The sequence below is a fragment of the Streptomyces sp. 840.1 genome, from assembly GCF_003751445.1.
Taxonomy (GTDB): domain Bacteria; phylum Actinomycetota; class Actinomycetes; order Streptomycetales; family Streptomycetaceae; genus Streptomyces.
This window is the reverse complement of the sequence record NZ_RJUU01000001.1, coordinates 1,575,629-1,601,465: the sequence shown is the minus strand read 5'-3', so window position 1 is coordinate 1,601,465 and position 25,837 is coordinate 1,575,629. Positions and strand designations below refer to the sequence as shown.

The following is a 25,837-nucleotide window of genomic DNA, read 5'->3' as shown; positions in this document are numbered from 1 at the left end:
AGCATTCGTATCGGAGGTGCCTCCGTTTTGATGTCCACCGACCCGGTACCCAGCCACCCGACGCCTCCCGGTCCGGGGAAGGGGAAGAAGCCGCGCACCCCTCGCGCCGACGCCCAGCGCAACCGGGACAAGCTCGTCCAGGTCGCCGGGGCGGCCTTCGCGGCAGCCGACGGCACGGTCTCCCTCGAAGGCATCGCCCGCGATGCCGGCGTCGGCATCGGCACGCTCTACCGCCACTTCCCGACCCGCGAGGCGCTGGTCGAGGCGGTGTACGCGGCCGAGCTCGACGATGTCGCCGCCAGTGCCCCCGCCCTGCTCAAGGACCTTCCGCCGGACGCGGCGCTCCGGGCCTGGATCGAGCGCTACGCCGCGTTCATCGCCACGAAGCGCGGCATGGCGGACACGCTCCGCGCGGGCTGGGCCTCGGGCCGGATCGCCACCCCCGCGACCCGGGAGCGCATCACGGCCGCCATCGCCACGATCCTCACCGCAGGAGCCGGGGCGGGGGGCGAGGCCGGAGCCGGAGCCGGTTCGCTGCGCGCCGACGTCGAGCCGGACGACGTCACGGTGATGCTGCTGGGCATCTTCCTCGCGGGCGCCTCCGCCCACACCTCCGGGCAGACCGGCCGCCTGATCGACCTGGTCATGGACGCCCTGCGGCCGCCGCCGGCGCGCTGAGACGGGCCCGCCCAGTACTCAGTGCGTGTAGTACCCGGGGCGCTTGTTCCAGACCTGGCCGTTCAGCCGGGCCTGGAGCGAGTCGACGAAGGCGTACGGCACCGCGCGCGGCGGGGCGCTGACCTCGTCCAGCCGGGCGCGGAGCTCCCCGGGCAGGGAGAAATCGAGCGCGTCCAGGTTGGAGCGGATCTGCGCGGCCTTGCTGGCCCCGAGGATCACCGAGCCCACGGCGGGCCGGTTGGCCACCCAGTTCAGCGCCACCTGGGCGGGGCTCCTGCCGATCTCCTGCGCCACCTTGCCCAGTTCGGTGACGATGCGCCAGTTGCGCTCGCTGCGGTTGTCCGCCATGGTCCCCGTGGAGACGGCGACCTTGAGGCGGCCTTCCGGCAGGTCGGCGGCCGTCGAGGCGTCGGCGGAGTACTTGCCGGACAGCAGGCCCTTGGCGAGCGGGCCCCAGGTCATCAGGCCCATGCCCAACTCCTGCGCCAGGGACGGGAACTCGTACTCCAGGCCGCGCTCGGCGAGCGAGTACTCCAGCTGGAGCGCGACCAGCGGTTCGTAGCCGCGCCACTCGGCGAGGGTCTGGGCGCGTGCCGCGTACCAGGCCGGTACGTCGGAGAGTGCGACGTACCGCACCTTGCCTGAGGAGACCAGGTCGTCCAGGCCCCGCATGACCTCCTCGGCCGGGGTGAGGGCGTCCCACGCGTGCACGATGTACAGATCCACGTACTCGGTCCCGAGCCGGCGCAGCGAACCCTCCAGGGAACGCAGCATCGCCTTGCGTCCGTTGCCGCCCGCGTTCGGATCGCCCTCGCGCCCGCCGAGGGTGAACTTGGTGGACAGCACGGTGCGGTCGCGGACGCCGCGCTCCGCCAGGAGTTTGCCGACGAGCTCCTCGCCGGCGCCCTGGCTGTAGATGTCGGCGGTGTCGACGAAGTTGCCGCCGGCGTCGAGGTAGGCGTCCAGGATCTCTCCAGATGTCCGGGCATCGGAACCCCAGTCGGGCTGGCCGAAGGTCATCGTGCCGAGCGCGAGCGGGCTGACCCGCAGTCCGGACCGGCCGAGCGTGTAGTAGGCGTCGAGCGTCATCTGTCCCCGTCTCTGAAGCGGCTGCACGGCCGGTACACGTCACCACCCGGTGCGAGTGATGGCCGTAACGCGAACGAACATAACGTCTCATGGTCATGTTCGGTCAAGAGTTATTGGCAAAACGGCTTAACGAATATCGCCGGCCATGGCGTACGCCGCCACCGTTGAGATAGGTTGCCCGGAGGAGGCAGGCATGCGGCAGGTGGTGGGCGACATGGGTACGAATACGGCTGCGGGTACCGGCACGGTGGCGAGTACGGGCACCGGCACGGGTGCGGGTGCGGGTCCGTCGGAGCTGTGCGAGAGCTCGGCCGTGCTCCTCGGGTTCGTGAACACGACGCCTCACGGCAGCGGGCCGGTGGAACTGCTCGGCGACAGCGCGAGCCTCACCGCCTGGCTGAGCGGAGCCGGACTGATGGCGGCCGACGCGGCCGTGACCGGGGCTGATGTCATGGCCGCGCACGAGCTGCGGGCCGCGCTCGTCACGGTCTTCCTGTCCCGCTCCGGCTGCGAGGGCAGCGCGGACCGGCTGCCGGAGGCCGAGCAGTACCTGGGGCGCGTCGCCGACCGCTATCCGCTCACCCTCAGGGTCACCGCGGAGGGCTGCCGCGCGGTGCCGGCACAGAGCGGAGTGCTCGGCGCGTTCGCCGGACTGCTCGCTGCCGCGTCCGACCTGGCCGCGCGCGGCGCCTGGCTGCGCATGAAGATCTGCAAGAACCCCACCTGCTACTCGGGCTTCTTCGACCGGACCCGCAACACCTCCGGGCTCTACTGCAGCACCGCGTGCAGCTCGCAGGCGGCGCAGCGCGCGTACCGCAACCGCATCAAGGACGCCTCCTGCGCACAGGCGTCCTGACGGCGGGGCGGGCGGACTGGGCATGCGCAGGTTCAGGGCGGCCCGCCGGTACGGACGCCGGGTCCGGCCGCGTCTGCCCGCGTCAGACCGGACGGCGGCCCGCCCGAGCGCGCGTTCCCGGCGGCCGGACGGGTCGGGTCGGGGCGCGTTGCGCCGGGAGCCGCCAGGAACACTGATGCGGGTAGCCCCCCTCGGGCCGGGGGGCCCGTGCCATGGTCCCGGGGGGTGGCCGACGGCGAGGATCTTGACATGACTTCAACGCGGAACACGTTACGCATACTGACCGGTGCCGCCCTGCTGGGCAGCGTGGCCACCCTCATCGCTCCCGCCTCGGCGGCCGACTCGCACAGCCGGGGGACGCGGGACGGGGACGTCGTCTCCGTGAAGCAGGTGGACGAGCTGACGGCGGCCGAGGTGTCCGGACGGCTCCGGGGAAAGATCGACTCGTCCCGGGTCCGCTACGGAGTGACGGCATATCAGGTCGTGTACCGCACCACCAACAGCTCAGGTGCGCCCACGACCGCGAGCCAGCTCGTTGCCCTGCCCAGAAACGCGGGGCACCGCCTGTCGCCCGTCTCCTGGCTGCACGGCACCACCGTCTACCGCAAGGACGTCGCCTCGGAGGACCCCGCGTCGGACGACCGGCTCGCCGCGCTGCTCTTCGCGTCGACCGGGCGGGCGGTCTCGGCCCCCGACTACGTGGGCCTCGGCGAGGGCGAGGGATTCCACCCCTACGGTGACCCGCGAGCCACCGTGGCGGCGTCCGTGGACGGCCTGCGCGCTGCCAGGACGCTGACCCGTCGCAAGGGCCTGGAGCTGGAGCGCGAGGTGCGGGTCAGCGGCTTCTCCCAGGGCGGACCCGCGGCCATGCTGGTGGGCCGGGCGCTGCAGGACGAGGGGGCCGACCGCTACTTCGGGCTGGGCGCACTCGCCCCGGTCAGCGGCCCCTTCGACCTCTCCGCCTTCGAGGCCGCCGCGGCCGACGACAGGATCGAGAAGTCCGGCCTCTACCTCGCGTACTTCGTCACCGCGTGGAACAAGGCCTACGGCCTGTACCGCTCGCCCGGCGAGGCGTTCCGCGCCCCCTACGACCAGAAGGTGGAGGGCCTGTTCGACGGCGATCACACCACCGAGCAGCTCGTCGCCGAACTGCCTTCGACAGCACGGGACCTGTTCACCGAGGACTTCCTGAACAAGATCCGTCACCCCAGCGGTGTGCTCAAGGACAGGCTGCGCCCGATGGACCACACCTGCGACTGGCGGCCGGACGTCCCGGTGACCATCTTCCACGGCCGGGGCGACAAGGACGTCGACTTCTCCCACGCCGGTTACTGCTCGGCCCAGTTGACGAGGAACGGTGCCGACAACCGGCTGACCGATGTCGGCGACTACGAACACACCGAATCGATGCGGCAGGCCCTGCCCAGGATCATCAGGTTCTTCGACGAGCCGACGGGCTCCAGCGAAGGCGGGACGGGTTCGTCCCCGGCCGGCACGAGGAGGGATCAGCTGGTCCAACAGGCGTTGTGATACGAGAGGATGCAGTGCAGCCCCTCACAAGAGAGCGAGACCAGCGGTGACCGATGCGGCCTCGGTGGACCTGATCGACATGGGAGACGCGGACGGCAACCGGTGCGTCGTCCGCGTCACTGGGCGCGCCCAGCCCGGAGTGCTGCCCGGCCACGATGTGCTGCGCGCCGACGTCCTGGTCTCCGCGAGCTTCGTCGATGCCAGGCTCGAGCTCTACCTGGTCCAGAAGGACCTGGATACCTGGCAGCACGACCTGACACAGCTCGCACCGGGTGGAAGCGCAACCATCGGCAACGACCGTGGACTGCGTCTCCACTTCTTCATGCACCAGGACCGCACGTGGTCGTTGACGGTCGAGGACCCCGACCGCATGACCCTCGCGCTAGGAATCGGACAACAGGAGACCTGGGCCCGGGACCACCACCAGCGACTTGCCCTCGTCCGAGAAGCCTGGCCCAGCGAAGTGGTGGAGACGGCACCCATGGCCTACGAGTGGAGCCCCGGCCGCAAGAGCTGAGCCGTGACGGATGCCGGAACACCGTCGATCTCCATGCCCTGCGACCCGTACGACACCATCCAGTCACACCGCCGGACCGGCCTGACCCGTAAGCCGACATCACCTGTCGAGGTACTGGGCCTCCCCGTTGCCGAGCGACCAGTCGGCATCGGTGTTCTCGGTCAGCGTGACGAACACGTTGCGGGGTTCCGTTCCCGCGTATTCCTGGGCGAGTTCGGCTATGCGGCGGTAGAGCGCCTGCTTCTGCGCGGATGGCCGGCCGCCCCGCAACGTGATCCCCACGTACACGATGCCGTCGTCCCGCCGCACGCCGAGATAGGTGCCGTGGCGCAGCAGGCTTCGCTCCCCGTCGTGCCCGGTCAGGATCTGGAAGTGGTCGTCGTCCGGGAAGCCCATCGCCTCGCCGAGGGCCTCGTGGACGGCCTGTCCCAGCGCCTTCAGGCGCTGGGCGTCGCAGCCCAGGGCATCGATACGGACAAGCGGCATTGCGCCTCCAGGTGCGAGCTGCGGCATGACACCTGCGAGTGTACGTACTAGTAGGTACACACGCCCCTCTACGGCTGCCGCCGGCCGAGGAGCCCGCGCGCTTCCTCCCTGACCCCGGCATCCGGGTCCGAGGCCAGCGCCGTAGCCAGCGCGGTGAGGCGCTCGATGTCCTCGGCCGACTGCTCGCACACGTCTGTGACCGCGACCTGGAGGTCGTCACCGGTGTCCGGGTCCGCCGTGGCGAGTGCGGCCAGGACCAGGCGCAGGCCGTGCTCGTCCCAGCGCAGGAGCAGCGCCTGCGCGGTCTCCCGGGTGACGTAGGTGTCGTGCGCGTCGAGAAGCAACCGGGCCAGGACCCGGGCCACTTCGGGCACCTCCGCGGCGGCCGCCAGTTGCCGTCCCGCGGCCGCCCGGACGGACCAGGAGTCCGAGACGGCGTCCCGCATGCTCACAGAGCGGCCGGAGCCGGGGCGGTCCGGGTGCGGTCCCGGCGTCGCGGCGTTCGTCATGGCCGGACTGTACGGCAGCGGGCTCCGTCACCCGCCCGGGGCGGGCGGAGGCCGCACGGCGCGGCCGCTGAAACTGATCGGGCCCGCAGCCCGTCCTGATAGGCAGGACCGAGCGGACGGGAAGACATGGCGGAACGCGTGGACAGCGGAATGAGGCCGACGGCGGAGGGGGAGGGGGCGGCGGCGCCCCGGCTGCGGCCCCTTCCGGCGCGGGGGCGGGTCCTCGCGGTCCTCGCGGTGCTGACGGGCGCTCTGCTGGCGCTCCACCGGCAGGTGCCCAACTCCGCCGGACACCTGGGGAGTCTGCTGGAGGCGTTCCTGCCCTGGCTCGGCGTGGTCGTCGTACTCCTGCTCGTCCTGGCCCTGGTGCGCCGCTCGGCCACCGCCCTGATGGCCCTGCTCCTGCCGGTCTCCGTGTGGACGTACCTCTTCGGCGGGCTGCTCGGGCCCGGGGCGGACGCCGGTACGCGGGATCTGGTCGTGGTGCAGCACAACGTCAGCGACGAGAACGCCGACCCGGCGGGCACGGCCCGCACCCTGGCCGGTGCCGGTCCCGATCTCATCGCGCTGGAGGAGCTCGTACCGGCCGCGCTCCCGGTGTACGAGAAGACCCTCGCCCCGGACTTCCCGTACCACGAGGTCCGGGGCACCGTCGGGCTCTGGTCGAAGCATCCGCTGTCCGGTACCCGGCTGGTGGACATCAGGCCGGACGGGATCGAGGAGGGCTGGAGCCGGGGGCTGCGCACGGTGGCCCACACCCCGCACGGTGACGTCGCGGCGTATGTCGCGCACCTGCCCTCGGTCCGCATCCGGACGAGCGGACTCGCCTCCTCCCTGCGGGACGAGAGTGCCGGTCTGCTGGGCCGGGCCCTCGCCGCCGAGAAGACCGGCAAGGTGGTCCTGATGGGAGACCTCAACGGCACGGTCGAGGACCGGGGGCTGTCTCCGCTCACCTCACGGCTGAACGTGGCGGAGCGGGGGTTCGCCTTCAGCTTCCCGGCGTCGTTCCCGATGGCCAGGATCGATCAGGTCATGGCCGGCTCGGCGACGGTGGTCGACATCCGCACCCTGCCGTCCACCGGAAGCGACCATCTGCCGGTGGCCGCGCGGATCAGGCTGGACTGACGCTCCCGGTCACGGTGCCCTGGCGCGAACGAAACGTGTCTCACCCGCCGCGCCGATATGCACCCGCCCCGGGCAGCGGCTGATCGCGGCCCGTGACTGGCTGTCGGTCTGCCAACTCCCGCCCTGCGCAACCGAGCTCAACCCCGCTGAAGCCGTCTGGCCCCGCCTCAGAGTGTGAAGTCCTTGGGTGCGTTCTCGCCCACGCAGCCGTCCACCGCCTCGCGGAGGATGTCGGCGTGGCCTGTGTGTCGTGCGTACTCCTCGATCATGTCCAGGAGCATGTCGCGGACACTGGGTGTACGACCGTTCGGCCAGGTGAACGATGCCGGTCCGTCGATCCCGCGCTCCGCTATGACCTCGCTCACGAGCTCCCGCGACCGGTCGACAGCAGCGCGCCAGAGTGCGTACACGTCATCCGGAGAGTCCAACGCTCCGGTCCGCCATTCCCAGTCGGGGTCGGCGTCGAAGTCCACGGAGTCCCAAGGCGCCCCGTGCTCGCGGCCGGCCAGCTTCACGGCCAGCCAGTCCGCCTCGACCAAGGCCACGTGCTTGATGAGTCCGCCCAGCGTCATCGAACTGGCGGCCGTGGTCGCACGCAACCCGCTCTCGTCGAGTCCGGACGTTTTCCAGGCGAAGGTCCGGCGGTTGCGCTCCAGCACCGCAAGCAGAGAGTCCGCTTCAGAAGTGGTCGTGGACGGTGACGACTGGGGAGTTGATTCGCTCATGGCCGGGAGCCTAGCGAGCAGCGCTGACATCGCTCCCGCGCGGCCGGTGGCTTGTCAGGCGACCGGTCCTCCCGCGTTGCGGATCAGCCGCTGGAGCACTTTCACCGTGGTGACGTAGTCCGCATCATCGATGCCCTCGTGGAGGACGGCGCGGATCGCGGGGGCGCTGCTCGCGAAGTCGACGCGAGTCTGTTCCCCTTCTGCGGTCAGCCACAGCCGATGCTCGGCGTCCCGGGTCAGCCAGCCGCGATCCAGGAGCACCTCGGCCTCCGCTGCCAGATCATCCTCGGGGCGGATGTAGGAGGCCATGGCCTCCTGCAGCTCGGACAGCGTCATCCCCTTGCCATCGGGAGATATGTCGTTCGCCGACAGGTTGCGCAGCAGCCAGAACTGGGGCTGGGTATAGCCCCTTTCGGCCTGCCGGGCCCGGATGTGGGCGATGAGTGCCTCGTAGGCGACACCGGTCCAGTATGCGGCGGGCTGTCCGGCGAGTTCGGCGTCAGGGACCTGCTGTGTCGTCATGGGATATCCCGTCCTGCTGCTTCAGTGTGGAGCCTGCACGCTGTGCAGGTCATACGAAGACCGTAGAACCTCAAGCGCGGTTGAGGACAAGCGACTTGCTGTCCCGGACCCAGTGGGGACAGTCGAGGATTCCAGCCGCAGGTTCCGAGCCGAGACGTGTCCGAATGGTTGATCAAGCTCGCGGAACGATCTCGGTGTGGCTCGTGGGGGATCTGACAGACGACGAATGGTCGCGCCGCGAAGCGGTGTAGCCGTCGCCACCGAAGACGGGACGCAAACGGAGTACGGGGCCGGGTGCGCCTCGTAGGCAGTGGTCACCCCAGGAGATCGCTTCCGCGAGGGGAGAGCCCCCGCCGGGCCGCAGCCGGGTGAAGTTCAGGGAGTACGTCGCGTCTGGCATGGTGGCCGATGTGATGATCTCAGCGGCGGCAGCCGGCGGAATGGCCCTGGTGGAACTGGGGATGGCGCTGACGCCCGGCCCGAACATGGTGTACCTGGTGTCCCGGAGTATCAGCCAGGGCCGGACGGCCGGCCTCGTCTCGCTGGTCGGGACCGCGTTGGGCTTCCTGGTGTACATGACCTTGGCCAACCTGGGCCTGGCGGTGGTCTTCGTCGCCGTCCCGTGGCTGTACATCGGCTTCAAGGCCGCCGGTGCGGCCTACCTCGCCTACCTCGCCTGGCAGACGCTCAGGCCGGGCGGCCGGGGCCTGTTCGAGCCGCGGGACCTCCAGCGCGACTCGCACGGGAAGCTGCTGCGGATGGGGCTGGTCACCAACCTGCTCAACCCGAAGGTCGCCATCCTGTACCTCGCCCTCATCCCGCAGTTCATCGATCCCGAGCGCGGCCACACCACAGCCCAGGGGTTCGCCCTGGGCGCGATACAGATCGCCGTGGGCGTCACCGTGAACGGCCTGATCGTGCTCGCGGCCGGATCGGTCGCCGGACTCCTCAAGAGCCGTCCGCAATGGGCCAAGTGGCAACGCCGGATCACCGGCACCCTCCTCGGCGCGGTCGCGGTCGTCCTCGCCCGGGAAGTACCGGCACGCGCACAGGCCTGACCGGGACGGCCTGTGCGCGTGCCGTGGCTCTGGCCCTTCACCCCGCCGCCCCCCCGAGCGTTGAGCTCGGCGTTCAGTGACGGGCGAACTTCTCGACGGCGGCCGGGGTGGCCGGTGTGAAGAAGTTGACGAGGTTGCCGTCGGGGTCGCGGAAGAGCAGCGCCCGGTTGCCCCACGGCATCGTCGTCGGCTCGTTGACGAAGTCGGTGACGAAGCCGGTCAGGTTCCGGTGTACCCGGTCCACGTCATCGACGAGGAACTCGATGATCACGCTGCGGTTCTCCGCCGGGCGGGCGGAACCCGGAGCGAACAGTCCGACGGTGCGGGTGCTCCCGATCGCGAGCGTGGCGGTGGGGGTGCTGAGTTCGGCGAAGTCCTCGGTGGCCCAGACCGCGAGGATGCCGGTGGCCTTCTCGTAGAACTCGACGAGGCGCGCGATGTCGCCGGTGATGATGCGGATCGAGACGAAGTCCATGGGGTTCTCCCGGGTCGGTGGGGCTGCTGTTCTTCGCAGGCTAGGACGAATAGTGGACAGAATCGGTCCGGTATTCGCGTTAGGCTCGGAATATGTCTCGACCCACCGGGCGCGTACTGATCCTCCTGGAGCTGCTGCAGTCCGGCGGCATCCGCACGGTGGCCGAACTCGCCGGCAGGCTCGGTGTCGACGGGCGGACCGTACGGCGGTACGTGGACCAGCTGATCGACCTGGACGTCCCGGTGGAGGCGGTGCGCGGTCGCTACGGGGGATACCGGATCGGCTCCGGGTACCGGGTGCCGCCGCTCATGCTCAGCGACGACGAGGCGCTCGCCGTACTGCTCGGCCTGGCCGCCGGCCGCCGCTCCGGGCTGATGACGGCGGCGGACGCCGCGAGCGAGACGGCGGCGGCCAAGATCCGCAGGGTGCTGCCCGAGCGGCTGGCCCGCAGGCTCGACACGGTTCTGGAGTCCCTCGCCTTCACCACCCCGCCTGGTGAGTTCCCCACTCCGGATGCCGAGGTCCTGCTCACCGTCGCCGACGCGGTACGCCACCGGCGGCCGGTCTCGATCGGATACACCGACCGGGACGGTCACCGCAGCGAACGCCTGCTGCACGCGTACGGGATCGTCTCTCATTCGGGCCGCTGGTACGTCACGGGCGTGGACCCCGGCATCGGTGAGGACCGGACCTTCCGGCTCGACCGCATCGTGGGCGCCAGGCCCCTGACCGGCTCCTTCGAGGTGCCCGACGGTTTCGACCCGGCACAGCGCGTGCTTTCCGGGTTCGCCACGGCCGAGTACCGGTACGAGGTGACCCTGCGGATCGACGCGACCGTTGACCAGATCCGTACCCGACTGCCCGCCAGTGTGGCGACGCTGGAGGAGACCGTACCCGGGGACGCGGGAGCGGATCCGGGTGCCGGGCGGTGGATACGGGTCGAGCTACGGGCGCAGGAGCTCGACTGGCTGCCGCCGGTACTCGCCTCGCTCGACCGGCCGTTCGTCATCGAACGGCCCGACGCACTGCGCACTCTCGTCGTCGCGTTCGCCGACCGCCTGGCGCGATCGGGCGAACGCCACCACCCGGGGACGGCGCGCGAGGAGCCGCGCGGCGGGGTGACGGACGGAGCCTGAGGCGGGCGGGGCCTGAGCTGGGCGCGCTACGAAGCGGGTCGCCTCACGTCGGCAGGCGCTATACCGCAGCGTGCTTGAGGAACGCCGACCAGGCCGCGGGGGAGAGGGTGAGGGCGGGGACGGTGATGTCCTTGGAGTCCCGGACGTGGATGGTGTGGGGGCAGGTGGCCACCTCGACGCAGTTGCCGCCGTTTGTGCCGCTGTGGCTGGACTTAGTCCAGGAGAGAGCGACCTCTATGCAGTTGCCGCCCTCCGGGCCGCTGTAGCTGCTCTTGATCCACTTGAGGTGAGTGTTCATAGTCTCTTTGCTGCCTGCTCAATCAGCTTCCGTGACTCTTCCGGTCTGAGAGCCTGCATCCGCACAATGCCATATCTGGCGAACAGGGTTCCCAGATGGGCCTGTTCGCTGACGAGGAAGTTGCAGTTCTGAACCTCCAAGTACGCCAGACGACGCCGGTCATCGGTCTCCAGCAGGACGAAGGGCCCACTCAGTCCGCCATGTGTCTCCCGCTGGGGTGACATCACCTGAATGTGCACGTGACGCAGCTCGCCAACCTCCAGCAGGTGTTGGAGTTGTGCCTGGTGCACGCGCCGTCCACCGATGGGGCGAAGGAGCGCACTGAATTCCAGGACGAAACTGATGTCCGGCGCCGGTTTACGGGTCAGCATGGAGTGACGTGCGAGGCGGCCCGCGACCAATGCCTCGATCTCGTCGTCATCGAGAGGCGGGCAGGCTCCGCTGAACACGGCGCGTGCGTGCTCCTCGGTCTGCAACAGTCCAGGTATGACGTTGGATTCGTACTCGTAGCGCGCCCTGGCCCTGGCCTCTTCCTCGGCGAACGGTTCGAACCAGGAGGCTACCCGGCTGAAGGTCAGTTCCTTGGCTGCTGCTGTCAGAGCACCGTCCGCGCCGAGTGCGGCGTCCGCGAGCGGAGTGAAGTCTCCCTTCGGCGGACGTTCCCCCCGCTCCACCATCGCGACCTGCGACTTCGAGAAACCGATTTTCGCGCCCAGGGACTCCTGTGACAGGCCGGCCCGTTCGCGGTAGAACCGCAGCAACGTGCCGAACATCCCTGTGTTACTGCCACTGCGCCCATCGGAGTGCACAGCTCACCCCCCAAGTGCACAGCCGTGCACGGATGCCTTGTGTCCCTGGTCACCGTACGTGCGGGCGCCGACGCTTTACGTATGGAACCGAAATCTTCACCTGACCTGATGCCCTCCTGGATTCCCGCGAGCGGGCATGCCCTGCGTCATGCCGGGATCCACTTCGACGCCGTACGGATCATCGGGCTGCTCGGGGAACAAGTGGCCTACGAGGTCATGCAGTTCACCGACTTCCAGGCCGGGCCCATCGTCCGGTCCCGGATCGGGGAGCGGAGCATGTACTTTCTGCTGCCGCCCGGGAGTGCCCGCGTGTTCCGGTGGCCTGTCGGGGCCGAGGCGATGGTGCGGGAGGGGGCGGCGTTCGTCGGGGTGCCCGCGCTGGAGGGGCTGACGTATCCGCTGGACTGGCGTTCGCTCCCCACCGCCCAAGTCCCGTTCGTGGACGCGGAACTGCTGTTCGAGCTGCTTATGGGTGTGGTGGAGGCCGAGAAGTGTGATGTACCGTGATCGCGTTATCACGCTCTGTGTGTGTCTACGCATGGGGCGGCCCCCGGAGGTGCTACCAACACCCGACCGAGGGCCTTCACCCCGCGATGGATTGCTTGAGGTCCACCGAGAATGCTTTTTCATGCTATCTCGCCGTCCTACGGCTATGTGAAGGCGTCGCACGATGTCATCCGGCATCCGAAGCTCGACAGTGACGCGAAGATCTTGATCACCTACGTACAGGGGCTGCCCCCGGGCCGTACGGACAAGGCGCTCAGCGAGCACGCCAGGCGGCTCGGGATCACCGGGCGTGCCTACCAGAAGGCCAAGGAGCAGCTCAAGGCACAGGAGTTCGTGCATGAGTGGCGGCGGCAACGGGACGGAGGGCTGTGGGTGACCGATCAACTGGTCAGCAACGTGGCCATCTCCGCCGAAGAGGCCCGCCGCTTCCGGGACTCCGGGCCGGAAGCGGCGCAGGTGGGACCGAGCAGTCACTCTCCGATGGTCGGTCAGCCGGGTACTCGGTCGGCCGGTGGCCAACTACCGGTGGAAGAACGACAGGAGAAGAACTCGTCCCACCCACCCTCCGAAGCGGACCGGGCTTCAGCGTCCGAGCCGGATGGTGAAGCGGCCCCGGAGCGGGACGCCGAGGTCGTCGAGGCCGAGCACGTACTGCTCTCCCTCCGGCACGCCCACCCCCAGCTCCACCTCGGAGTCCGTGAGGCCCGGGGGCTGGCAGACGTCGCTGCCGACTGGCTGCGGCGCGGGGTGCGGGCGGCGGAGCTGCGGCTGGCGCTGGTCAGTGAGTTGCCCGAGAGCGGGGTGCGGTCGGCCGTGGGGTTCCTGCGGCACCGGTTGCTGCAGAAGCTCCCGGAGCCGGTGTGCGCGGCCGCATCCGCGCCTGCGCTGTCCGCGGCCCGGCCGCCCGTGCCCTGCGAGGGGTCGGGGCGGGAGCACATGTTCCGGCCCCGGGGTGACGAGACGGTGTGCCCGCCGTGCGCGCAGGAGGCCGCGTGGCGGGCGCACTCGGCCAAGTGGCCCGTCTACGAACCCGGTCGGGGCGAGGATGTCGAGGATGTCGAGGAGCCCGAGCCGTTGCCCTGGCGGGAGCGGGTCGCGGCGGTCCTCGCGCAGGACGGGACCGGCGGTGCTAAGGACGGGACCGGCGGTGCCAAGGACGGGACCGGCGGTGCCGGCTGAGGCGTACGGCCGTTCGCCGGTGTGACGGTGTGGCGGTTCCACCGCCGGTGCGGTGGATCGAGGAGAGTGGGCCCGGGGGCCTGGACGAACTGAGGAGGACCGGTGGTGGATGCCATGGTTGACCGATGGGACGGAGTTCGGGTGGCGAGGGATCCGGTGCAGTGCCGTGAGCAACTGATGGCGGCCGGACGTACCTTGTTCGCCGTGTACGGGTACTCCCGTACCTCCGTGGAGGATCTCTGTGCCGCCGCGCATGTACAACTGCGCGATTTTTACCGTGAGTTCGAATCACGTGAGGCGCTGCTCGTCGACCTGTACGACGAAGTGGCGGTCGGGGGGATGCGGGCGGTCGAAGTGGAGCTCTCGGCCGAGGGCATTGACGCCTGTCCGACGGCGGAACGGTTCCAAAGGCTCTTCGACGCCTATGTGCGGGTCGTGACGCGGGACCCGCAGGCGGCGCGGGTGGCGTTCGTCGAGGTGCTCGGGGTGAGCCGGGCGATGGACGAACACCTCGCGATGTGGCGCTCCGTATGGGTCGAGTTCCTGACCCGTGAGGCCGAGCGCGCGGCGGGACTGGGCCATGGGTTCGGCGGGGATCTCACGGTCGTCGTGCAGGTGCTGACGCACTCCGTCGACGAGCTTCTCGCCCACCACGGGCGCCGTCCGCGCCAGGTGCCGTGTGACTGGCTGACCAGTGAGCTGACCCGGTTGTCACTGTCCATGATCGGCCCCGGCGACACCTCCGAGGCCTCCGTCTGACAGTGCCGTCCGACAGCGTCGCCTGACAAAGCCGCTTGCCGGACCGGCAAGCGGAGGCATCATGGAGGAATGGCAGCACACGAGCACCACGAGCACCACGGCGTGGAAGACGGCGGCGCGGCGGACGACGAGTTCTCGTCCGTCCTGACCGGAGTGGGGCCCCGGCTGCGCGCGCTGCGGACGGAGCGCGGCACGACGCTGGCCCAGCTGAGCGAGACCACCGGGATCTCGCTCAGCACGCTGTCCCGGCTGGAGTCCGGCGGCCGCAAGCCGACCCTGGAACTGCTGCTCCCGCTGGCGAAGGCGTACGGGGTGCAGCTGGACGAGCTCGTCGGCGCGCCGGACACCGGTGATCCGAGGGTCACCTTCCGCCCGTTCAACCGGCACGGCATGACGTTCGTGCCGCTGACCCGGCACATCGGCGGGGTGAACGCGTACAAGCAGGTCATGCCCGGACTGACGGGCCCCCCTGGGCCGGTCGAGCAGCGGGTGCACGAGGGGTACGAGTGGCTGTACGTGCTGTCGGGGCGGCTGCGGCTGGTGCTGGGCGAGCACGACCTGGTGCTGAAGGCGGGCGAGGTGGCCGAGTTCGACACGCGTACCCCGCACTGGTGGGGCAACGTCGGGCCGGAACCGGTGGAGTTCCTCAGCCTGTTCGGACCACAGGGGGAGCGGATGCACGTACGGGCGAAGCCGTCGGCGAGGCAGTGAGGGGCGGCGCCTCGGGCCGGTCCCGCGCCGGGGCATACGGCCCGCCCAGCCCCCACGCCTGGTGCATCGCGTCGGCGTAGGCGCCCGCGAGCCGGTGTTCGCCGGACGGGCCGGGATGGGTGCCGTCGTAGGTGTCCGTGTGGATGTCGTAGCCCGGCGGGCGGGAGGCGAGCAGCAGCGGGGACATCGGTTCGTCGAGGTCTGCCACGGCCTTGGCGAGGAGTTCGTTGAAGCGGGCGCACTCGGCGGCGAAGGGGGCGTCGGACTCGGCCCGGATGTTCGGTATGACGGGGAGCAGCACGCACCTGATGCGCGGGTTCGCGGTGCGGGCCGCCGCGAGGAAGGCGCGGGCGTTGCGGGCGGTCTGCTCGCTGTCCGTGTAGAACCCGAGGTCTATCAGGCCGAGCGAGACGAGCAGGATGTCCGCGCGGTGTGCGGCGACGGCGTTCGCGATCACCGGGGCCATGTGCAGCCAGCCCTCGCCCCAGCCGGCCAGGTGCGCGCGGGCGGGGACGGGGAACTCCTCGGCGGCGTACGCATAGGAGACCGGGGTGCCCGTGCCGGTGTCGTGCAGCTCGCTGCGTGGGCCGACGATCGCGTACGGGGCGCCGAAGGATGCCTCCAGGTGCTGCCACATGCGGTAGCGCCAGGTGAAGTCGCCGGCGCGCCCGATGGTCATGGAATCGCCGACGAACATGAAACGCATGGCGTCATCATGGCCGATCATGGCTCCGGCCTGCGACGTGACGATGGACACTTGTGCCATGCGTTCCTATCGACTGACTGCCTTCGGCGCCGCCGCGCTCCTGTCCCTCGCGGTGGCGGTGCCCGCCGTGGCCGACGACGGCGGGGCCGACCGCAGCTTCACGATCAAGGACCCTCGGATCACCGAGTCCAGCGGACTGGCCGCCAGCCGGGCCCATCCGGGGATCTACTGGACGCACAACGACAGTGACGACGGGCCGTACGTCTTCGCCGTCGACTCCAGGACCGGGAAGACCGTCGCGAAGATCACCATGAAGGGTGTGGGGGAGCCGCGCGACGTGGAGGCGATCTCGCTGGGGCCCGACGGGAATCTGTACGTCGGTGACATCGGGGACAACCTGAACGGCAGCTGGGACCACGTCTGGATCTACCGCTTCCCCGAGCCGAAGGTGCTGCGGGACGCGACGGTCCGCGCGACGCAGTTCGATGTGAAGTACGCGGACGGCCCGCGCAACGCGGAGGCGCTGATGGTCCACCCGAAGACGGGGCGCGTGTACATCGCCTCGAAGAAGGAGGGCGGCGGCGGGCTCTACGAGGGTCCCGCGAAGCTCACGGCGGGCTCGGACAACATCTTCCGGCGGGTCGGCGAGGTGCCGTGGGTGACGGACGGGGCGTTCTCGCCGGACGGGAAGGAACTGGTGCTGCGCTCGTACTTCAGCGCGCGCGGCTACGTGTTCAAGAACGGCCGGCTCGGCAAGGACTACCCGGTCGAGTCCCCGCTGCTGGGGCAGGCCGAGTCGGTCACGTACACGGCCGACGGCTCGGCGCTGATGTACGGCTCCGAGGGCGAGCAGAGCGACGTGGTGCGGGTGGACCTGAAGAACGGCGGCGAGTCGGGCCGTACCGGCGTCAAGTCCCCGTCGTCGTCCTCCGGTACGGGCAGCGGTGGAGGCGACGGTGTGCCGGTGAAGGGCACCACGGCGACCGGTCTCGGCGTCCTGGCCGTGATCGGGCTGGTGCTCTTCCTGGGCAGGCGACGCCGCAAGGGCTGACAGGGGTCACGTTTCGAGCGGGCGGACCTCGTAGTGCAGGGTCCGGTCCCGCTTGATCCGGTGCGTGAGCGGGACGAGCACGCCCTGCACGATCGGGTGCTTGCGCGACATCATCCGGGCGGCGTGGGTGTTCTCCTTCGAGCCCGGCTGGAGGAGCCGGGCGTGGGCGGTGATCTGCGGACCGGTCGGCCTGCCGCGCAGCGTGCACGGGCCGATGCGCACGGTGGGGTGGTTGCGCATCCGCTCCACCTTCCAGGCCGACGAGAACGTACGGATGTACGCGTGATCGCCCTCGACCGCGATGTTGACGGGGGTGTCGGCATGCGTGCCGTCCTGCCGACGGGTGCTGAGCAGGACGGTGTACTGCTTCACGAAGGGCTTGAGCTCAGCAATCGTGTCCATACCTTCCATGATCCGCAGGCCCGGCGCCGTGTCATCCCCGGGCGGGCCGCCGGACGAGCGTTTCCTGGCCGCCGCCGGGCCCGACAGTATGATCATCCGCATATGACGACGAACCACGGGCCGATGCCCTTCTCCACCCCGCGCCTGGACGCCCTGCCGCTGCGTGTGGCGCACGCGGACGAGATGGCGGCCGTACTCTCCGACCCGGCCCTGCACACCTTCACCGGCGGCGCTCCCCTGGACGTGGACGCCCTGCGGGCCCGCTACGCACGCCAGAGCGCCGGTTCGCCGGACCCGGCCGAGCGGTGGTGGAACTGGGTGCTCGCCGTGCGCGATGACGACTGCCTGGCCGGCTATGTGCAGGCGACGGTGAACGTGGGCGAGGCGCGGGCGGAGATCGCCTGGGTGATCGGGTCCGGCCGACAGGGCCGGGGCTACGCCAAGGAGGCGGCGGTGGGCCTCGTGGCGCACCTGCTGGACGGGGGAGCGGTGCGTACGGTCGTCGCCCACATCCACCCCGACCACGCGGCGTCGGCGGCGGTGGCCGCCGCGGCGGGGCTGGTGCGGACGGACGAGTGGGAGGACGGCGAGGTGCGGTGGCGGCTGGACGCGCGATGAGGGGATGGCCCCGGGGCCTCTCCTCGACGGCCCTCGGCTTCGTCGTACTGGCGGCGGCGGTGGGATGCACGGGCGGCGGCGCGGGCGGTGACGCCGACGCGGCTCCCGGGGACGGGATGTCGCCGAAGGCGCGCACCTACCTGACCTCCGCCCTGGACACGATGGAGAAGCACTCCCTGGTCACCAAGGACGTGGACTGGCCGAAGCTCCGTCAGGACGCCTTCACCGAAGCGCGGAAGGCGCAGACGCCGTCCGAGACGTATCGGGCGATCCGCCAGGCGGTGCGGGACCTGAACGACAGGCACAGCACCTTCTACGACCCGGAGCAGGCCGACGAATCCCTGAACGCACCGGCCGAGGACCTGATACTCCCCGAGGGCCGCCGGCTCGCGGGCGGCATCGCCCATCTGACGCTCCCCGCAGAGCCCTCCGACCGGGTAGCCGCCCCCTACGTCCGCTCGGCGCGGGCGACCGTCGCCGCGCTCGACGGGCAGGGCGTCTGCGGCTGGATCATCGACGTGCGGAGCAACAACGGCGGCGACATGTGGGGGCCGCTCGCCGCCGTCGGATCGGTGCTGGGCGACGGCACCGTCGGGAACGCCGTCTACGCGGACGGCAAGAAGTCCCCCTGGACGCTCACGAAGGGCACCCCCCGCCAGTACCTGGACACATGGGGCCCGGCGAAGCCGCTGACCCGCCCGGCGCCGCCGGTGGCCGTCCTGACCAGCCGCCGGACGGCGAGCGCCGGGGAGGCCGTCACCATCGCCTTCCGGGGCCGCCCGGACACCCGCACGTTCGGGGAGGCGACCACGGGCGTTCCCACCGCGAACGTGTCGTACGAACAGTCCGACGGTGCGCTGGTCATCCTGACCGTGGCCCGCGAGACCGACCGGACCGGGCGGACCTACGACGGACCCATCGAAGCGGACGTGGAGATCCCCGAGGCCCGCGGATACAACGAGCCCTTGACGGAAGCCGCCGCCTGGCTCAGGAAGCAGAAGGCCTGCCGAAGTTCCTGACCGGTCCACCGGCCGCCGTCATCCCTCGGACGGCCGCCGCTCCGGCCCCGGCTGCGACTGCGGCTCCTGCTCCCGAGGCGGGTTGGGCTCCTCCGGCGGCCATCATCGTAGGACTGCCGACCCTTCGCGGCCCGTACGCCCCGCGTCACCCCGGTGAGTGAAGCAGAAACGGCCCTGCACGCGCAGATCGCGGGTGCAGGGCCGTTCCGTACGTGTCGGAGGACCGGTTACAGCTTCTCGATCACGTAGTCGATGCATGCCGTCAGCGCCTGGACGTCCGACGGGTCGATCGCCGGGAACATCGCCACGCGCAGCTGGTTGCGGCCCAGCTTGCGGTACGGCTCCGTGTCGACGATGCCGTTGGCGCGCAGGGCCTTGGCGACGGCGGTGGCGTCGATCTCGTCCGCGAAGTCGATCGTGCCGATGACCTGCGAGCGCTTGGCCGGGTCCGTGACGAACGGGGTGGCGTACTTGGACTCCTCGGCCCAGCCGTACAGGTGGCCGGAGGAGGCTGCCGTGCGGCCGGTGGTGAAGTCCAGGCCGCCCTGGGTGTTCATCCAGGTCAGCTGCTCGTTCAGGAGGAACAGCGTGGCCAGGGCCGGGGTGTTGTACGTCTGGTTCTTCAGCGAGTTGTCGATCGCCGTCGGCAGCGAGAAGAACTCCGGGACGTGCCGGCCGGAGGCGTGGACGCGGGCCGCGCGCTCCAGTGCGGCGGGGGAGAAGATCCCGATCCAGAGGCCGCCGTCGGAGGCGAAGGACTTCTGCGGGGCGAAGTAGTAGACGTCCGTCTCGGCGATGTCGACCGGCAGGCCGCCCGCGCCGGAGGTGGCGTCCACCAGGACCAGGGAGCCCGCGTCGGCGCCCGCGACGCGCTTGATGGGCGCGGCGACACCGGTGGAGGTCTCGTTGTGCGTGAGGGCGTAGACGTCGACGCCCGCCTCGGCCTTCGGGTCCGGGTGGGTGCCCGGGTCGGAGGCGATGACGGTCGGGTCGGCCAGCCACGGGGCGAGCTTGGCGGCCTTCGCGAACTTCGAGGAGAACTCGCCGAAGTTGAGGTGCTGGGACTTCGACTCGATCAGACCGTGCGTCGCGATGTCCCAGAAGGCGGTGGAGCCGCCGTTGCCCAGGATCACCTCGTATCCCTCGGGGAGGGAGAAGAGGTCGCGCACTCCGTCACGTACCGCGCCGACCAGGTTCTTCACCGGAGCCTGGCGGTGGGACGTACCGAGCAAGGACGTTCCGGTGGCGGCCAGCGCGTCGAGCGCCTCCGTCCGCACCTTGGAAGGACCGGCGCCGAAGCGCCCGTCGGCGGGCTTGATGTCAGCGGGAATCTGGATGTCGGCCACGAGTCGGAGCGTAGCCGCTCGGTACGGCGGCTACGCATCCTGTCCGTCGGATGAGACGCGTGATCCGGTCGGTGGACGCCGGATCACGCGTCCCGGGGGTCTTGCTCAGCCCAGTTCGACCGGGAGGTCGAACAGGTCGTTCTGGGTGACGATCGGCTTGTTGCGCAGCTCGGAGGCCGGGACCGCGAGTTCGAGCTCCGGGAAGCGCTCGTAGAGCGCGGGGAGCGCGACCCCCGCCTCCAGCCGGGACAGGGCCGCACCCGGGCAGACGTGCGGGCCGTGGCCGAAGGCGATGTGGCGGTTGGGGGAGCGGGTCGCGTCGAACTCGCCCGCGGTCGGCCCGTACTGCTCCTCGTCGCGGCCCAGTGCGCCGAAGGAGACGATCAGGGCCTCGCCCTTGGGGAGGACCTTGTCACCGACCGCCACGTCCTCGGTCGCGAAGCGGATCAGTACGTGGGACGTGGGGGTGTTCCAGCGCAGGGTCTCCTCGATCACGTTCTCCCACGGCACCTCGCCGCCGAGCACCTGCTTGCGCTGCTCGGGGTGGGTCTGGAGGGCGACGACGGCGTTCACGATCAGGCTGATCGTCGTCTCGTGGCCGGCCGCGATGATCAGCTGGAGGGTGTTGACGATCTCCTCGTTGCTGAGGTGGTCGCCGTCGTCGGAGGCCGCGATCAGGGCACTGGTCAGGTCGTCGCCCGGCTCGGCCCGCTTGCTGTCGACGATCTTCGTGAAGAGCGCGCCGAGGTCCGCCATCATCTGCGGGACCTCCTCCGGCGGGGTCTGCGTCGAGAAGAACTTCTCGAACAGCTCCTTGAGCCGGGGGTGGTCGGCGCCGTCGACACCCATCAGCTCGCTGATGACGTTCATCGGCAGCGGATACGCGAACTCGGCCTTGAGGTCGACCTTCTCGCCCCGGGGCAGGGCCGCGAGGCGGTCCAGGCTCGCGGTCGTGAGCGCCTCGATGCCCGCCCGCAGCCGCTCCACCCGCTTCACGGTCAGGGCCTGCGCCACCAGGGTGCGCAGCCGGCGGTGGTCGGCGCCGTCGACGGTCAGCATGGAGCGGCCCGGGTTGGCGAGGCCTATCAGGGGCCAGTCCAGGGGGATCTCGCCGCGCTGCCAGGCGCCCCAGACGTTGATGTCCTTCACGATCCGGGTGTCGGTCAGCAGCTGCCGCGCCTCGGCGTGGTGCGTCACCGCGTAGCAGTGCACGCCGCCGGGCAGCTCCACCTCGGCGAGCGGGCCCGCGGCACGCAGCGCGGCGCCCTCGCCGTCGAGATCGGCGACGAAGGGGTCGAGGACGATCCGGGTCATTGCTGGCCTCCGTTGGCGGGTCCTGTGGCAGGGGTGGGCGTGAAGGCGACGGGGAGGTCGGTCAGGCCGCGCAGCCAGGGCGACGGGCGCCGGGTGAGCTGTTCGGCGGGGACGCCGAGGTCGATGTCCGGGAGGCGGTCGAGCAGGACCTCGATGCCGGTACGGGCGATGACCTCGGCGGTCTCCTGGGCCGGGAAGGGGCAGCGGTGCTCGCCGTGGCCGAAGGAGAGGAACGCGTTGTTGCCGCCGGTCAGCGCGGAGCCGTCGGTGCGGACCTGCGGGTCGGCGTTGGCGGCGGCGATGCCGAGGAGCAGCAGGTCGCCGGCCTGGAGGTGGCGGCCCCCGAGGTGGGTGTCGCGCGAGACCCAGCGGCCCGCGACGTTCTGGGTCGGGGGGTCCTCCCACAGGACCTCGTTCATGGCCTCGGCGACGCTGTGCCGGCCGCCCGAGAGCGAGGCGGCGAACCGGTCGTCGGTGAGCATCAGCCGCAGCGAGTTGCCCATCCAGTCGGCGGTCGGCTGGTGCCCGGCGGCCATCATGACCATCAGGTCCTGGGCGATCTCCTCGTCCGTGAAGCCGCCGGGGTCGGCCAGCATCCGGGTCGCGACGTCGTCGTCGGGCGCCGCGTGTTTGTCGGCCAGCAGCTGGGCCATGGAGGTGCCCAGGTGCTGCTGCCCGGCGAGGGCCCGCTCCCGGCCGTCGATCATGTCGTTGATCGAGCCGACGAGCGCGTCGCCGGTCTCGTCGCTGAAGCCGTAGAGCCGTGCCAGGACGCGGGCGGGGAGCAGCATCGCGTACTCGGCGATGATGTCGGTGGCGCCCTTGGAGCAGAACCGGTCGATCAGCTCGTCGGCGAACTCCTCCGCGTGACGCTTGAGGGAGAAGGGGTCGACCGCCTCCAGGGCGTCGCTGATCATCCGGGCGCGCTCGACGTGCCGGGGGCCGACCGTGTAGAGGATCGAGGGCTGCTTGCGGCCGATCATCGGCAGCAGCGGCCAGCCGTCGGGGATGCGCTCCCACTGGCTCCACAGGTCGGAGTCGCGGCTGAACAGCACCGGGTCGCTGGTGACCTGGTGCAGTTCGCGGTAGCCGAGCACCAGCCAGGCCGGGATGTCGCCGTCCAGCGTGATGGGTGCCACGGCGCCGTGGTCGCGCCGCATCTCCCGGTACAGCTGGGTGGGTTCGGTCTGGAACCGCGGCCCGGACAGCGGCACGCGGCCGTGCGCCGGGCAGCCCGGGGGTGGTTCGGTGGGCTGTGTCACGGGGCGTGCTCCGGGGTCTTCTCCGGCGTGGTCTCCGGACGGGTGGCTGCGGCGGAGGAGGTACCGGCCGTGCCCCTGGAGAGGGCGTACAGGTGCTCCACCAGTGTGATCAGGACGTATTTGCTGGACGACCGGTCCCGGGCGTCGCACTCCACGAGGGGTACGTCCTCGGAGAGGTCGAGCGCCTCGCGGATCTGCTGCTCGGTGTGGAGCGGCCCGCCGAAGTCGTTGCACGCCACGATGAACGGCGTGCCGTGGTGCTCCAGCCGGTCGATGGCGTACCAGGAGTCGGCGAGGCGCCGGGTGTCGACGAGCACGACGGCGCCGAGCGTGCCGGAGAACAGCCGGTCCCACAGGAACCAGAAGCGCTCCTGGCCGGGCGCGCCGAACAGGTACAGCACCGAGCGTGCGTCGAGGGTGATCCGGCCGAAGTCGAAGGCGACGGTGGTGGACGTCTTGGAGTGCACACCGTCGAGGTGGTCGACCGCCTCGCCCGCACGGGTCATCGTCTCCTCCGTGTTGAGCGGACGGATCTCGCTCACGGATCGGACCATGGTGGTCTTGCCGACCCCGAAGCCACCGACGACGACTATCTTCAGTCCGTTGTCGGCCGTGGCCTGCAGGGCGGCACGGTCAGAGGTTGCGGAGTCCAACGAGCACCTGTTCCAGGATGTCGGGGTCGGGGAGCCGGTCCGCGACGCGTGCGGTACGAGGGTGGCGGGCGCTGATCCGGCTGGTGTCGAGCAGGTCGCACAGCAGGATGCGCACGATACTGACGGGCAGGTTCAGGCCCGCGGCGATCTCGACGACCGCGGTGGGCCGTTCGCACATGCGCAGGATCGCGACGTGCTCCGACTGCATACCGGGGGCCGGTTCGCATTCCGAGACGACGAGGGTCACCAGGTCGAAGGAGGCCGAGTCGGAGCGGCTGCGGCCACCGGTGAGGGTGTACAGCCGGTCCGGGTCGTCGTCCCGGCCGGGACGCGGGCGGGACGTCATACGGCCGCGTTCTCGGCGGCCCCGGGGGCGCCGGGAGGCCCGGAGGGCTCGCGCGGCGGGGCCACGAGGTGTTCGCCGAGCTGCTCGACGAGCTCGCTCATGTTGTGCCCGACGAGGCCGACGTCGGCGTCCTCGGAGGCGACGACGGCGAGGTGGGCGCCCGCGCCCGCCTCCACGATGAACAGCACACCGCCGTAGAACTCGGCCATCGCGGACCGTACGCCGCCGGTGCCGTCGCCGAACTCGACGGACGCGCCGTGCGACAGACTCTGGATGCCGGCCGAGATCGCTGCCAGCTGGTCAGCCTGGTCTACGGAGAGCTCGGGGGTACGGCACAGCTTGAGGCCGTCCCTGGACAGTACGAGGGCGTGGCGGGCGCCGGGGGTGCGCTCAAGGAGCCCCTCCAGCAGCCAGTTGAGCTTCTCGTCCGTGGTCGCGGTCATCGGGTGTTGCCTTCCGGGTGCGGGGAGGTGGGCCGTACGGCCTGGCGGAAGCTGCTGAAGCGGGCTGCCTGTGCCTTGGGGTCGGACGTACGGGTCCGGGGGTTCGGTCCGTCGGGTGCGTCGGCGTCGGCTTCCGCCGAGGCTCTGGCGCGCGATTCGGCGGCGGCGAGGGTGCGGCCGCGGGAGCGCTTGGGCAGGCCGCTCTCGCCGAACCGGGGGAGGCCGCCGGTGGTGTCGGAGTCCGGGGCGGTGTCCTGGGCGGCGGCAGGCAGGGAGTCGGAGCGCCGCAGCTCCTGGGTGCGGGAGCTGTCCTGGGCGTCGCCGCTGCGGTCGGTTCCGGAGGTGTGGACCGGCTCGGGCTCGCGCGGGGGCGCGGCCGGGGGCAGGGCGTCGGGTTCCGGGGCGGCCGACGCCGCCGGGGCGGGGGCGGCCATCGGGGTCCGGGCGATGATCTCCTGCGGGAGCATCATCAGGGCGCCGGTGCCACCGCGTGCCGACGGCCGGAAGGAGACCGTCAGCCCGTGCTTGCGGGCCAGCCGGCCGACGACGGCGAGGCCGAGCCGGGTGCCGGAGAGGCCGGTCAGGTCCTGGTTCCGCGCGGACACGGCGCGCTCGGCGCGGCGCAGCTGCACATCGCTCATGACCAGGCCGCTGTCCTCGACGGTCAGCACGATGCCGGCCGGTACCTCCTCCACGTACACATGGACCTCGGCCGTGGGCGGCGAGAAGTTCGCAGCGTTGTCCAGGAGTTCGGCCAGGGCGTGCATGACGCCCTCGGCGGCGTGCCCGGCGACGGCGACATCGCTGGTGGAGTGCAGGCGAATGCGCTGGTAGCCGCTGATCCGGCCCATCGCGCCGCGCAGGATCGACTCCATGACGATGGGCTTCGCCCAGCGGCGTCCGGAGCGGGCGCCGGTCAGCACGGCGATGGAGTCGGCCAGCCGGCCCGCCTGGGCGGTGCGGTGGTCCAGGTGCAGCAGATCGCCCAGGACGTCCTCGGAGGCGTGCCGGTTCTCCATGTCGCGCAGGTCGGCGAGCATGCTCGTGGCGAGCGCCTGCATCCGGCCGGCGGCGTTGGCGCAGGCGGCGACGGCGGCGGAGCGCTCGGTCTCGCTGCGCGAGGCACGGGCCTTGAGCCGGGCGATCTCGGCGTTGAGGCGTTCGGCGTCGGCGGCGGCCCGCGTGCTGACCCGGTCCGTCTCGGCGGCGGCGGCCGATTTCATCCTTGCCGTCTCGGCGGTGAAGCGCTGGGCGTCGTAGGCGGAGGCGGACACCATCCGGGAGGTCTCGGCGGTGAACCGGCTGCTCTCGGCCGCGTGCTTCTCCCGCAGCCGGCGCAGCGTGGCGCGGGCGTGGACGGTGGTGGCTACGGCGGCGGACAGCAGCACGGCGGCGGCACCCGCTCCCCACGCCACTGCGGTCCTGGCCGAGTCGGGGGCGGCCACGACGGCCCAGAGACACAGGGATCCGGTGATGGCCACCGTGACCAGCAGGGCCAGTGCGGTCGGCTTGGTTGAGGGGCGCAAGCGGAGTCCTTGGGACGCGGACGAAAGCGGACGGGACGGTTCGGACAAGTCGGTACGGTGGGTATCAAATGCGACAACTGGAAGAGGTTATTCCCAGACAAGTCTGAGTCACTATATGAGAATTGACGATCTGTTTGGGAAGAACTTGTGGTGCTCTCTGTTGCGTATATGTTCGGGAGCCC

At 70.6% G+C, this 25,837-nt stretch carries 31 protein-coding genes; 14 read left to right on the top strand and 17 right to left on the bottom strand.

Features of this window, described 5'->3' with window-relative positions; genetic code table 11:
• Positions 1–30 precede the first annotated feature (30 nt).
• A complete protein-coding gene (locus EDD93_RS07440; RefSeq protein WP_123524403.1) occupies positions 31–678 on the top strand; it encodes a TetR/AcrR family transcriptional regulator in 648 nt (215 codons plus the stop codon).
• A gap of 18 nt (positions 679–696) precedes the next feature.
• Here the strand turns inward: EDD93_RS07440 and EDD93_RS07435 are convergent, their stop codons facing one another.
• Entirely contained in the window at positions 697–1,767 is a 1,071-nt protein-coding gene (locus EDD93_RS07435; protein WP_123524402.1) for an aldo/keto reductase, read from the bottom strand.
• A 193-nt stretch (positions 1,768–1,960) separates the two neighbouring features.
• Here EDD93_RS07435 and EDD93_RS07430 point away from each other — a divergent pair, with 193 nt between their 5' ends.
• From EDD93_RS07430 to EDD93_RS07420, 3 genes are all read left to right on the top strand, one after another.
• Positions 1,961–2,623: a CGNR zinc finger domain-containing protein gene (locus tag EDD93_RS07430; RefSeq protein WP_185092233.1), complete on the top strand. Its 663-nt coding sequence runs from the start codon at positions 1,961–1,963 to the stop codon at positions 2,621–2,623.
• 249 nt (positions 2,624–2,872) lie between these two features.
• The gene (locus EDD93_RS07425) at positions 2,873–4,153 is read left to right on the top strand and encodes a lipase family protein (protein WP_123524400.1); all 1,281 of its coding nucleotides are present in this window, start codon (positions 2,873–2,875) and stop codon (positions 4,151–4,153) included.
• 46 nt (positions 4,154–4,199) lie between these two features.
• On the top strand, positions 4,200–4,670 hold the full coding sequence (locus EDD93_RS07420) for a DUF5959 family protein (protein WP_123524399.1): 471 nt from the start codon (positions 4,200–4,202) through the stop codon (positions 4,668–4,670).
• A gap of 99 nt (positions 4,671–4,769) precedes the next feature.
• On the opposite strand, the gene EDD93_RS07415 is transcribed toward EDD93_RS07420, so the two are convergent.
• Both EDD93_RS07415 and EDD93_RS07410 read right to left on the bottom strand, forming a co-directional pair.
• Positions 4,770–5,156, bottom strand: coding sequence for a tautomerase family protein (locus tag EDD93_RS07415; protein WP_123524398.1), 387 nt, complete (start codon positions 5,154–5,156; stop codon positions 4,770–4,772).
• Between the two features lie 68 nt (positions 5,157–5,224).
• Positions 5,225–5,665: a hypothetical protein gene (locus tag EDD93_RS07410; RefSeq protein WP_123524397.1), complete on the bottom strand. Its 441-nt coding sequence runs from the start codon at positions 5,663–5,665 to the stop codon at positions 5,225–5,227.
• A 150-nt stretch (positions 5,666–5,815) separates the two neighbouring features.
• On the opposite strand from EDD93_RS07410, the gene EDD93_RS07405 reads away from it, so the two are divergent.
• Complete coding sequence (locus EDD93_RS07405; RefSeq protein WP_123527630.1) at positions 5,816–6,790, top strand: endonuclease/exonuclease/phosphatase family protein; 975 nt, start codon at positions 5,816–5,818, stop codon at positions 6,788–6,790.
• A gap of 167 nt (positions 6,791–6,957) precedes the next feature.
• On the opposite strand, the gene EDD93_RS07400 is transcribed toward EDD93_RS07405, so the two are convergent.
• Positions 6,958–7,515 carry a DinB family protein gene (locus EDD93_RS07400; RefSeq protein ID WP_185092232.1) on the bottom strand — a complete coding sequence of 186 codons (558 nt, stop codon included), beginning with the start codon at positions 7,513–7,515 and terminating at the stop codon, positions 6,958–6,960.
• 54 nt (positions 7,516–7,569) lie between these two features.
• Entirely contained in the window at positions 7,570–8,037 is a 468-nt protein-coding gene (locus tag EDD93_RS07395) for a MarR family transcriptional regulator (protein WP_123524395.1), read from the bottom strand.
• 413 nt (positions 8,038–8,450) lie between these two features.
• On the opposite strand from EDD93_RS07395, the gene EDD93_RS07390 reads away from it, so the two are divergent.
• A complete protein-coding gene (locus EDD93_RS07390; RefSeq protein ID WP_185092466.1) occupies positions 8,451–9,095 on the top strand; it encodes a LysE family translocator in 645 nt (214 codons plus the stop codon).
• 73 nt (positions 9,096–9,168) lie between these two features.
• On the opposite strand, the gene EDD93_RS07385 is transcribed toward EDD93_RS07390, so the two are convergent.
• The gene (locus EDD93_RS07385; protein WP_123524393.1) at positions 9,169–9,570 is read right to left on the bottom strand and encodes a VOC family protein; all 402 of its coding nucleotides are present in this window, start codon (positions 9,568–9,570) and stop codon (positions 9,169–9,171) included.
• A gap of 92 nt (positions 9,571–9,662) precedes the next feature.
• Here EDD93_RS07385 and EDD93_RS07380 point away from each other — a divergent pair, with 92 nt between their 5' ends.
• Complete coding sequence (locus EDD93_RS07380; protein WP_123524392.1) at positions 9,663–10,706, top strand: YafY family protein; 1,044 nt, start codon at positions 9,663–9,665, stop codon at positions 10,704–10,706.
• 58 nt (positions 10,707–10,764) lie between these two features.
• On the opposite strand, the gene EDD93_RS07375 is transcribed toward EDD93_RS07380, so the two are convergent.
• Both EDD93_RS07375 and EDD93_RS07370 read right to left on the bottom strand, forming a co-directional pair.
• A complete protein-coding gene (locus tag EDD93_RS07375) occupies positions 10,765–11,004 on the bottom strand; it encodes a DUF397 domain-containing protein (protein ID WP_123524391.1) in 240 nt (79 codons plus the stop codon).
• Positions 11,001–11,777, bottom strand: coding sequence for a helix-turn-helix transcriptional regulator (locus EDD93_RS07370; RefSeq protein ID WP_123524390.1), 777 nt, complete (start codon positions 11,775–11,777; stop codon positions 11,001–11,003). Before EDD93_RS07370 ends, EDD93_RS07375 begins: the two co-directional genes overlap by 4 nt.
• A gap of 117 nt (positions 11,778–11,894) precedes the next feature.
• Here EDD93_RS07370 and EDD93_RS07365 point away from each other — a divergent pair, with 117 nt between their 5' ends.
• From EDD93_RS07365 to EDD93_RS07350, 4 genes are all read left to right on the top strand, one after another.
• Positions 11,895–12,320: a hypothetical protein gene (locus tag EDD93_RS07365; RefSeq protein WP_260255652.1), complete on the top strand. Its 426-nt coding sequence runs from the start codon at positions 11,895–11,897 to the stop codon at positions 12,318–12,320.
• Positions 12,321–12,431: 111 nt separating this feature from the next.
• Positions 12,432–13,499, top strand: coding sequence for a hypothetical protein (locus tag EDD93_RS07360; RefSeq protein WP_260255651.1), 1,068 nt, complete (start codon positions 12,432–12,434; stop codon positions 13,497–13,499).
• Between the two features lie 177 nt (positions 13,500–13,676).
• Positions 13,677–14,258, top strand: a complete 582-nt coding sequence (locus EDD93_RS07355) for a TetR/AcrR family transcriptional regulator (protein WP_398903045.1) — start codon at positions 13,677–13,679, stop codon at positions 14,256–14,258.
• Between the two features lie 69 nt (positions 14,259–14,327).
• A complete protein-coding gene (locus EDD93_RS07350) occupies positions 14,328–14,969 on the top strand; it encodes a helix-turn-helix domain-containing protein (protein ID WP_123524387.1) in 642 nt (213 codons plus the stop codon).
• Here EDD93_RS07350 and EDD93_RS07345 read toward each other — a convergent pair.
• On the bottom strand, positions 14,905–15,735 hold the full coding sequence (locus EDD93_RS07345) for a GDSL-type esterase/lipase family protein (RefSeq protein ID WP_260255650.1): 831 nt from the start codon (positions 15,733–15,735) through the stop codon (positions 14,905–14,907). The genes EDD93_RS07350 and EDD93_RS07345 overlap by 65 nt on opposite strands.
• Here EDD93_RS07345 and EDD93_RS07340 point away from each other — a divergent pair.
• The gene (locus EDD93_RS07340) at positions 15,734–16,726 is read left to right on the top strand and encodes a WD40 repeat domain-containing protein (protein WP_123524386.1); all 993 of its coding nucleotides are present in this window, start codon (positions 15,734–15,736) and stop codon (positions 16,724–16,726) included. The two genes, EDD93_RS07345 and EDD93_RS07340, sit on opposite strands and share 2 nt — an antisense overlap.
• Positions 16,727–16,732: 6 nt before the next feature.
• Here the strand turns inward: EDD93_RS07340 and EDD93_RS07335 are convergent, their stop codons facing one another.
• Positions 16,733–17,128, bottom strand: a complete 396-nt coding sequence (locus EDD93_RS07335) for a PPOX class F420-dependent oxidoreductase (RefSeq protein WP_123527628.1) — start codon at positions 17,126–17,128, stop codon at positions 16,733–16,735.
• Positions 17,129–17,230: 102 nt separating this feature from the next.
• Between EDD93_RS07335 and EDD93_RS07330 the strand changes: the two genes are divergently transcribed.
• Both EDD93_RS07330 and EDD93_RS07325 read left to right on the top strand, forming a co-directional pair.
• Positions 17,231–17,746 (top strand): GNAT family N-acetyltransferase, encoded by a 516-nt coding sequence (locus tag EDD93_RS07330; protein ID WP_123524385.1) that lies wholly within the window; start codon positions 17,231–17,233, stop codon positions 17,744–17,746.
• Positions 17,743–18,765: a S41 family peptidase gene (locus EDD93_RS07325; protein ID WP_260255649.1), complete on the top strand. Its 1,023-nt coding sequence runs from the start codon at positions 17,743–17,745 to the stop codon at positions 18,763–18,765. The genes EDD93_RS07330 and EDD93_RS07325 overlap by 4 nt, the downstream gene beginning before the upstream one ends.
• A gap of 227 nt (positions 18,766–18,992) precedes the next feature.
• Here the strand turns inward: EDD93_RS07325 and serC are convergent, their stop codons facing one another.
• From serC to EDD93_RS07290, 7 genes are all read right to left on the bottom strand, one after another.
• The gene (gene serC, locus EDD93_RS07320; RefSeq protein ID WP_123524384.1) at positions 18,993–20,111 is read right to left on the bottom strand and encodes a phosphoserine transaminase; all 1,119 of its coding nucleotides are present in this window, start codon (positions 20,109–20,111) and stop codon (positions 18,993–18,995) included.
• Between the two features lie 105 nt (positions 20,112–20,216).
• Positions 20,217–21,425, bottom strand: coding sequence for a cytochrome P450 (locus tag EDD93_RS07315; RefSeq protein ID WP_123524383.1), 1,209 nt, complete (start codon positions 21,423–21,425; stop codon positions 20,217–20,219).
• Positions 21,422–22,687 carry a cytochrome P450 gene (locus tag EDD93_RS07310; RefSeq protein ID WP_123524382.1) on the bottom strand — a complete coding sequence of 422 codons (1,266 nt, stop codon included), beginning with the start codon at positions 22,685–22,687 and terminating at the stop codon, positions 21,422–21,424. Before EDD93_RS07310 ends, EDD93_RS07315 begins: the two co-directional genes overlap by 4 nt.
• Positions 22,684–23,340 carry an ATP/GTP-binding protein gene (locus EDD93_RS07305; protein WP_260255648.1) on the bottom strand — a complete coding sequence of 219 codons (657 nt, stop codon included), beginning with the start codon at positions 23,338–23,340 and terminating at the stop codon, positions 22,684–22,686. The genes EDD93_RS07310 and EDD93_RS07305 overlap by 4 nt, the downstream gene beginning before the upstream one ends.
• A complete protein-coding gene (locus EDD93_RS07300; RefSeq protein ID WP_123524381.1) occupies positions 23,321–23,686 on the bottom strand; it encodes a DUF742 domain-containing protein in 366 nt (121 codons plus the stop codon). Before EDD93_RS07300 ends, EDD93_RS07305 begins: the two co-directional genes overlap by 20 nt.
• Positions 23,683–24,129, bottom strand: coding sequence for a roadblock/LC7 domain-containing protein (locus EDD93_RS07295; RefSeq protein WP_123524380.1), 447 nt, complete (start codon positions 24,127–24,129; stop codon positions 23,683–23,685). Before EDD93_RS07295 ends, EDD93_RS07300 begins: the two co-directional genes overlap by 4 nt.
• Entirely contained in the window at positions 24,126–25,655 is a 1,530-nt protein-coding gene (locus tag EDD93_RS07290) for a sensor histidine kinase KdpD (protein ID WP_123524379.1), read from the bottom strand. Before EDD93_RS07290 ends, EDD93_RS07295 begins: the two co-directional genes overlap by 4 nt.
• Between the last annotated feature and the right edge of the window lie 182 nt (positions 25,656–25,837).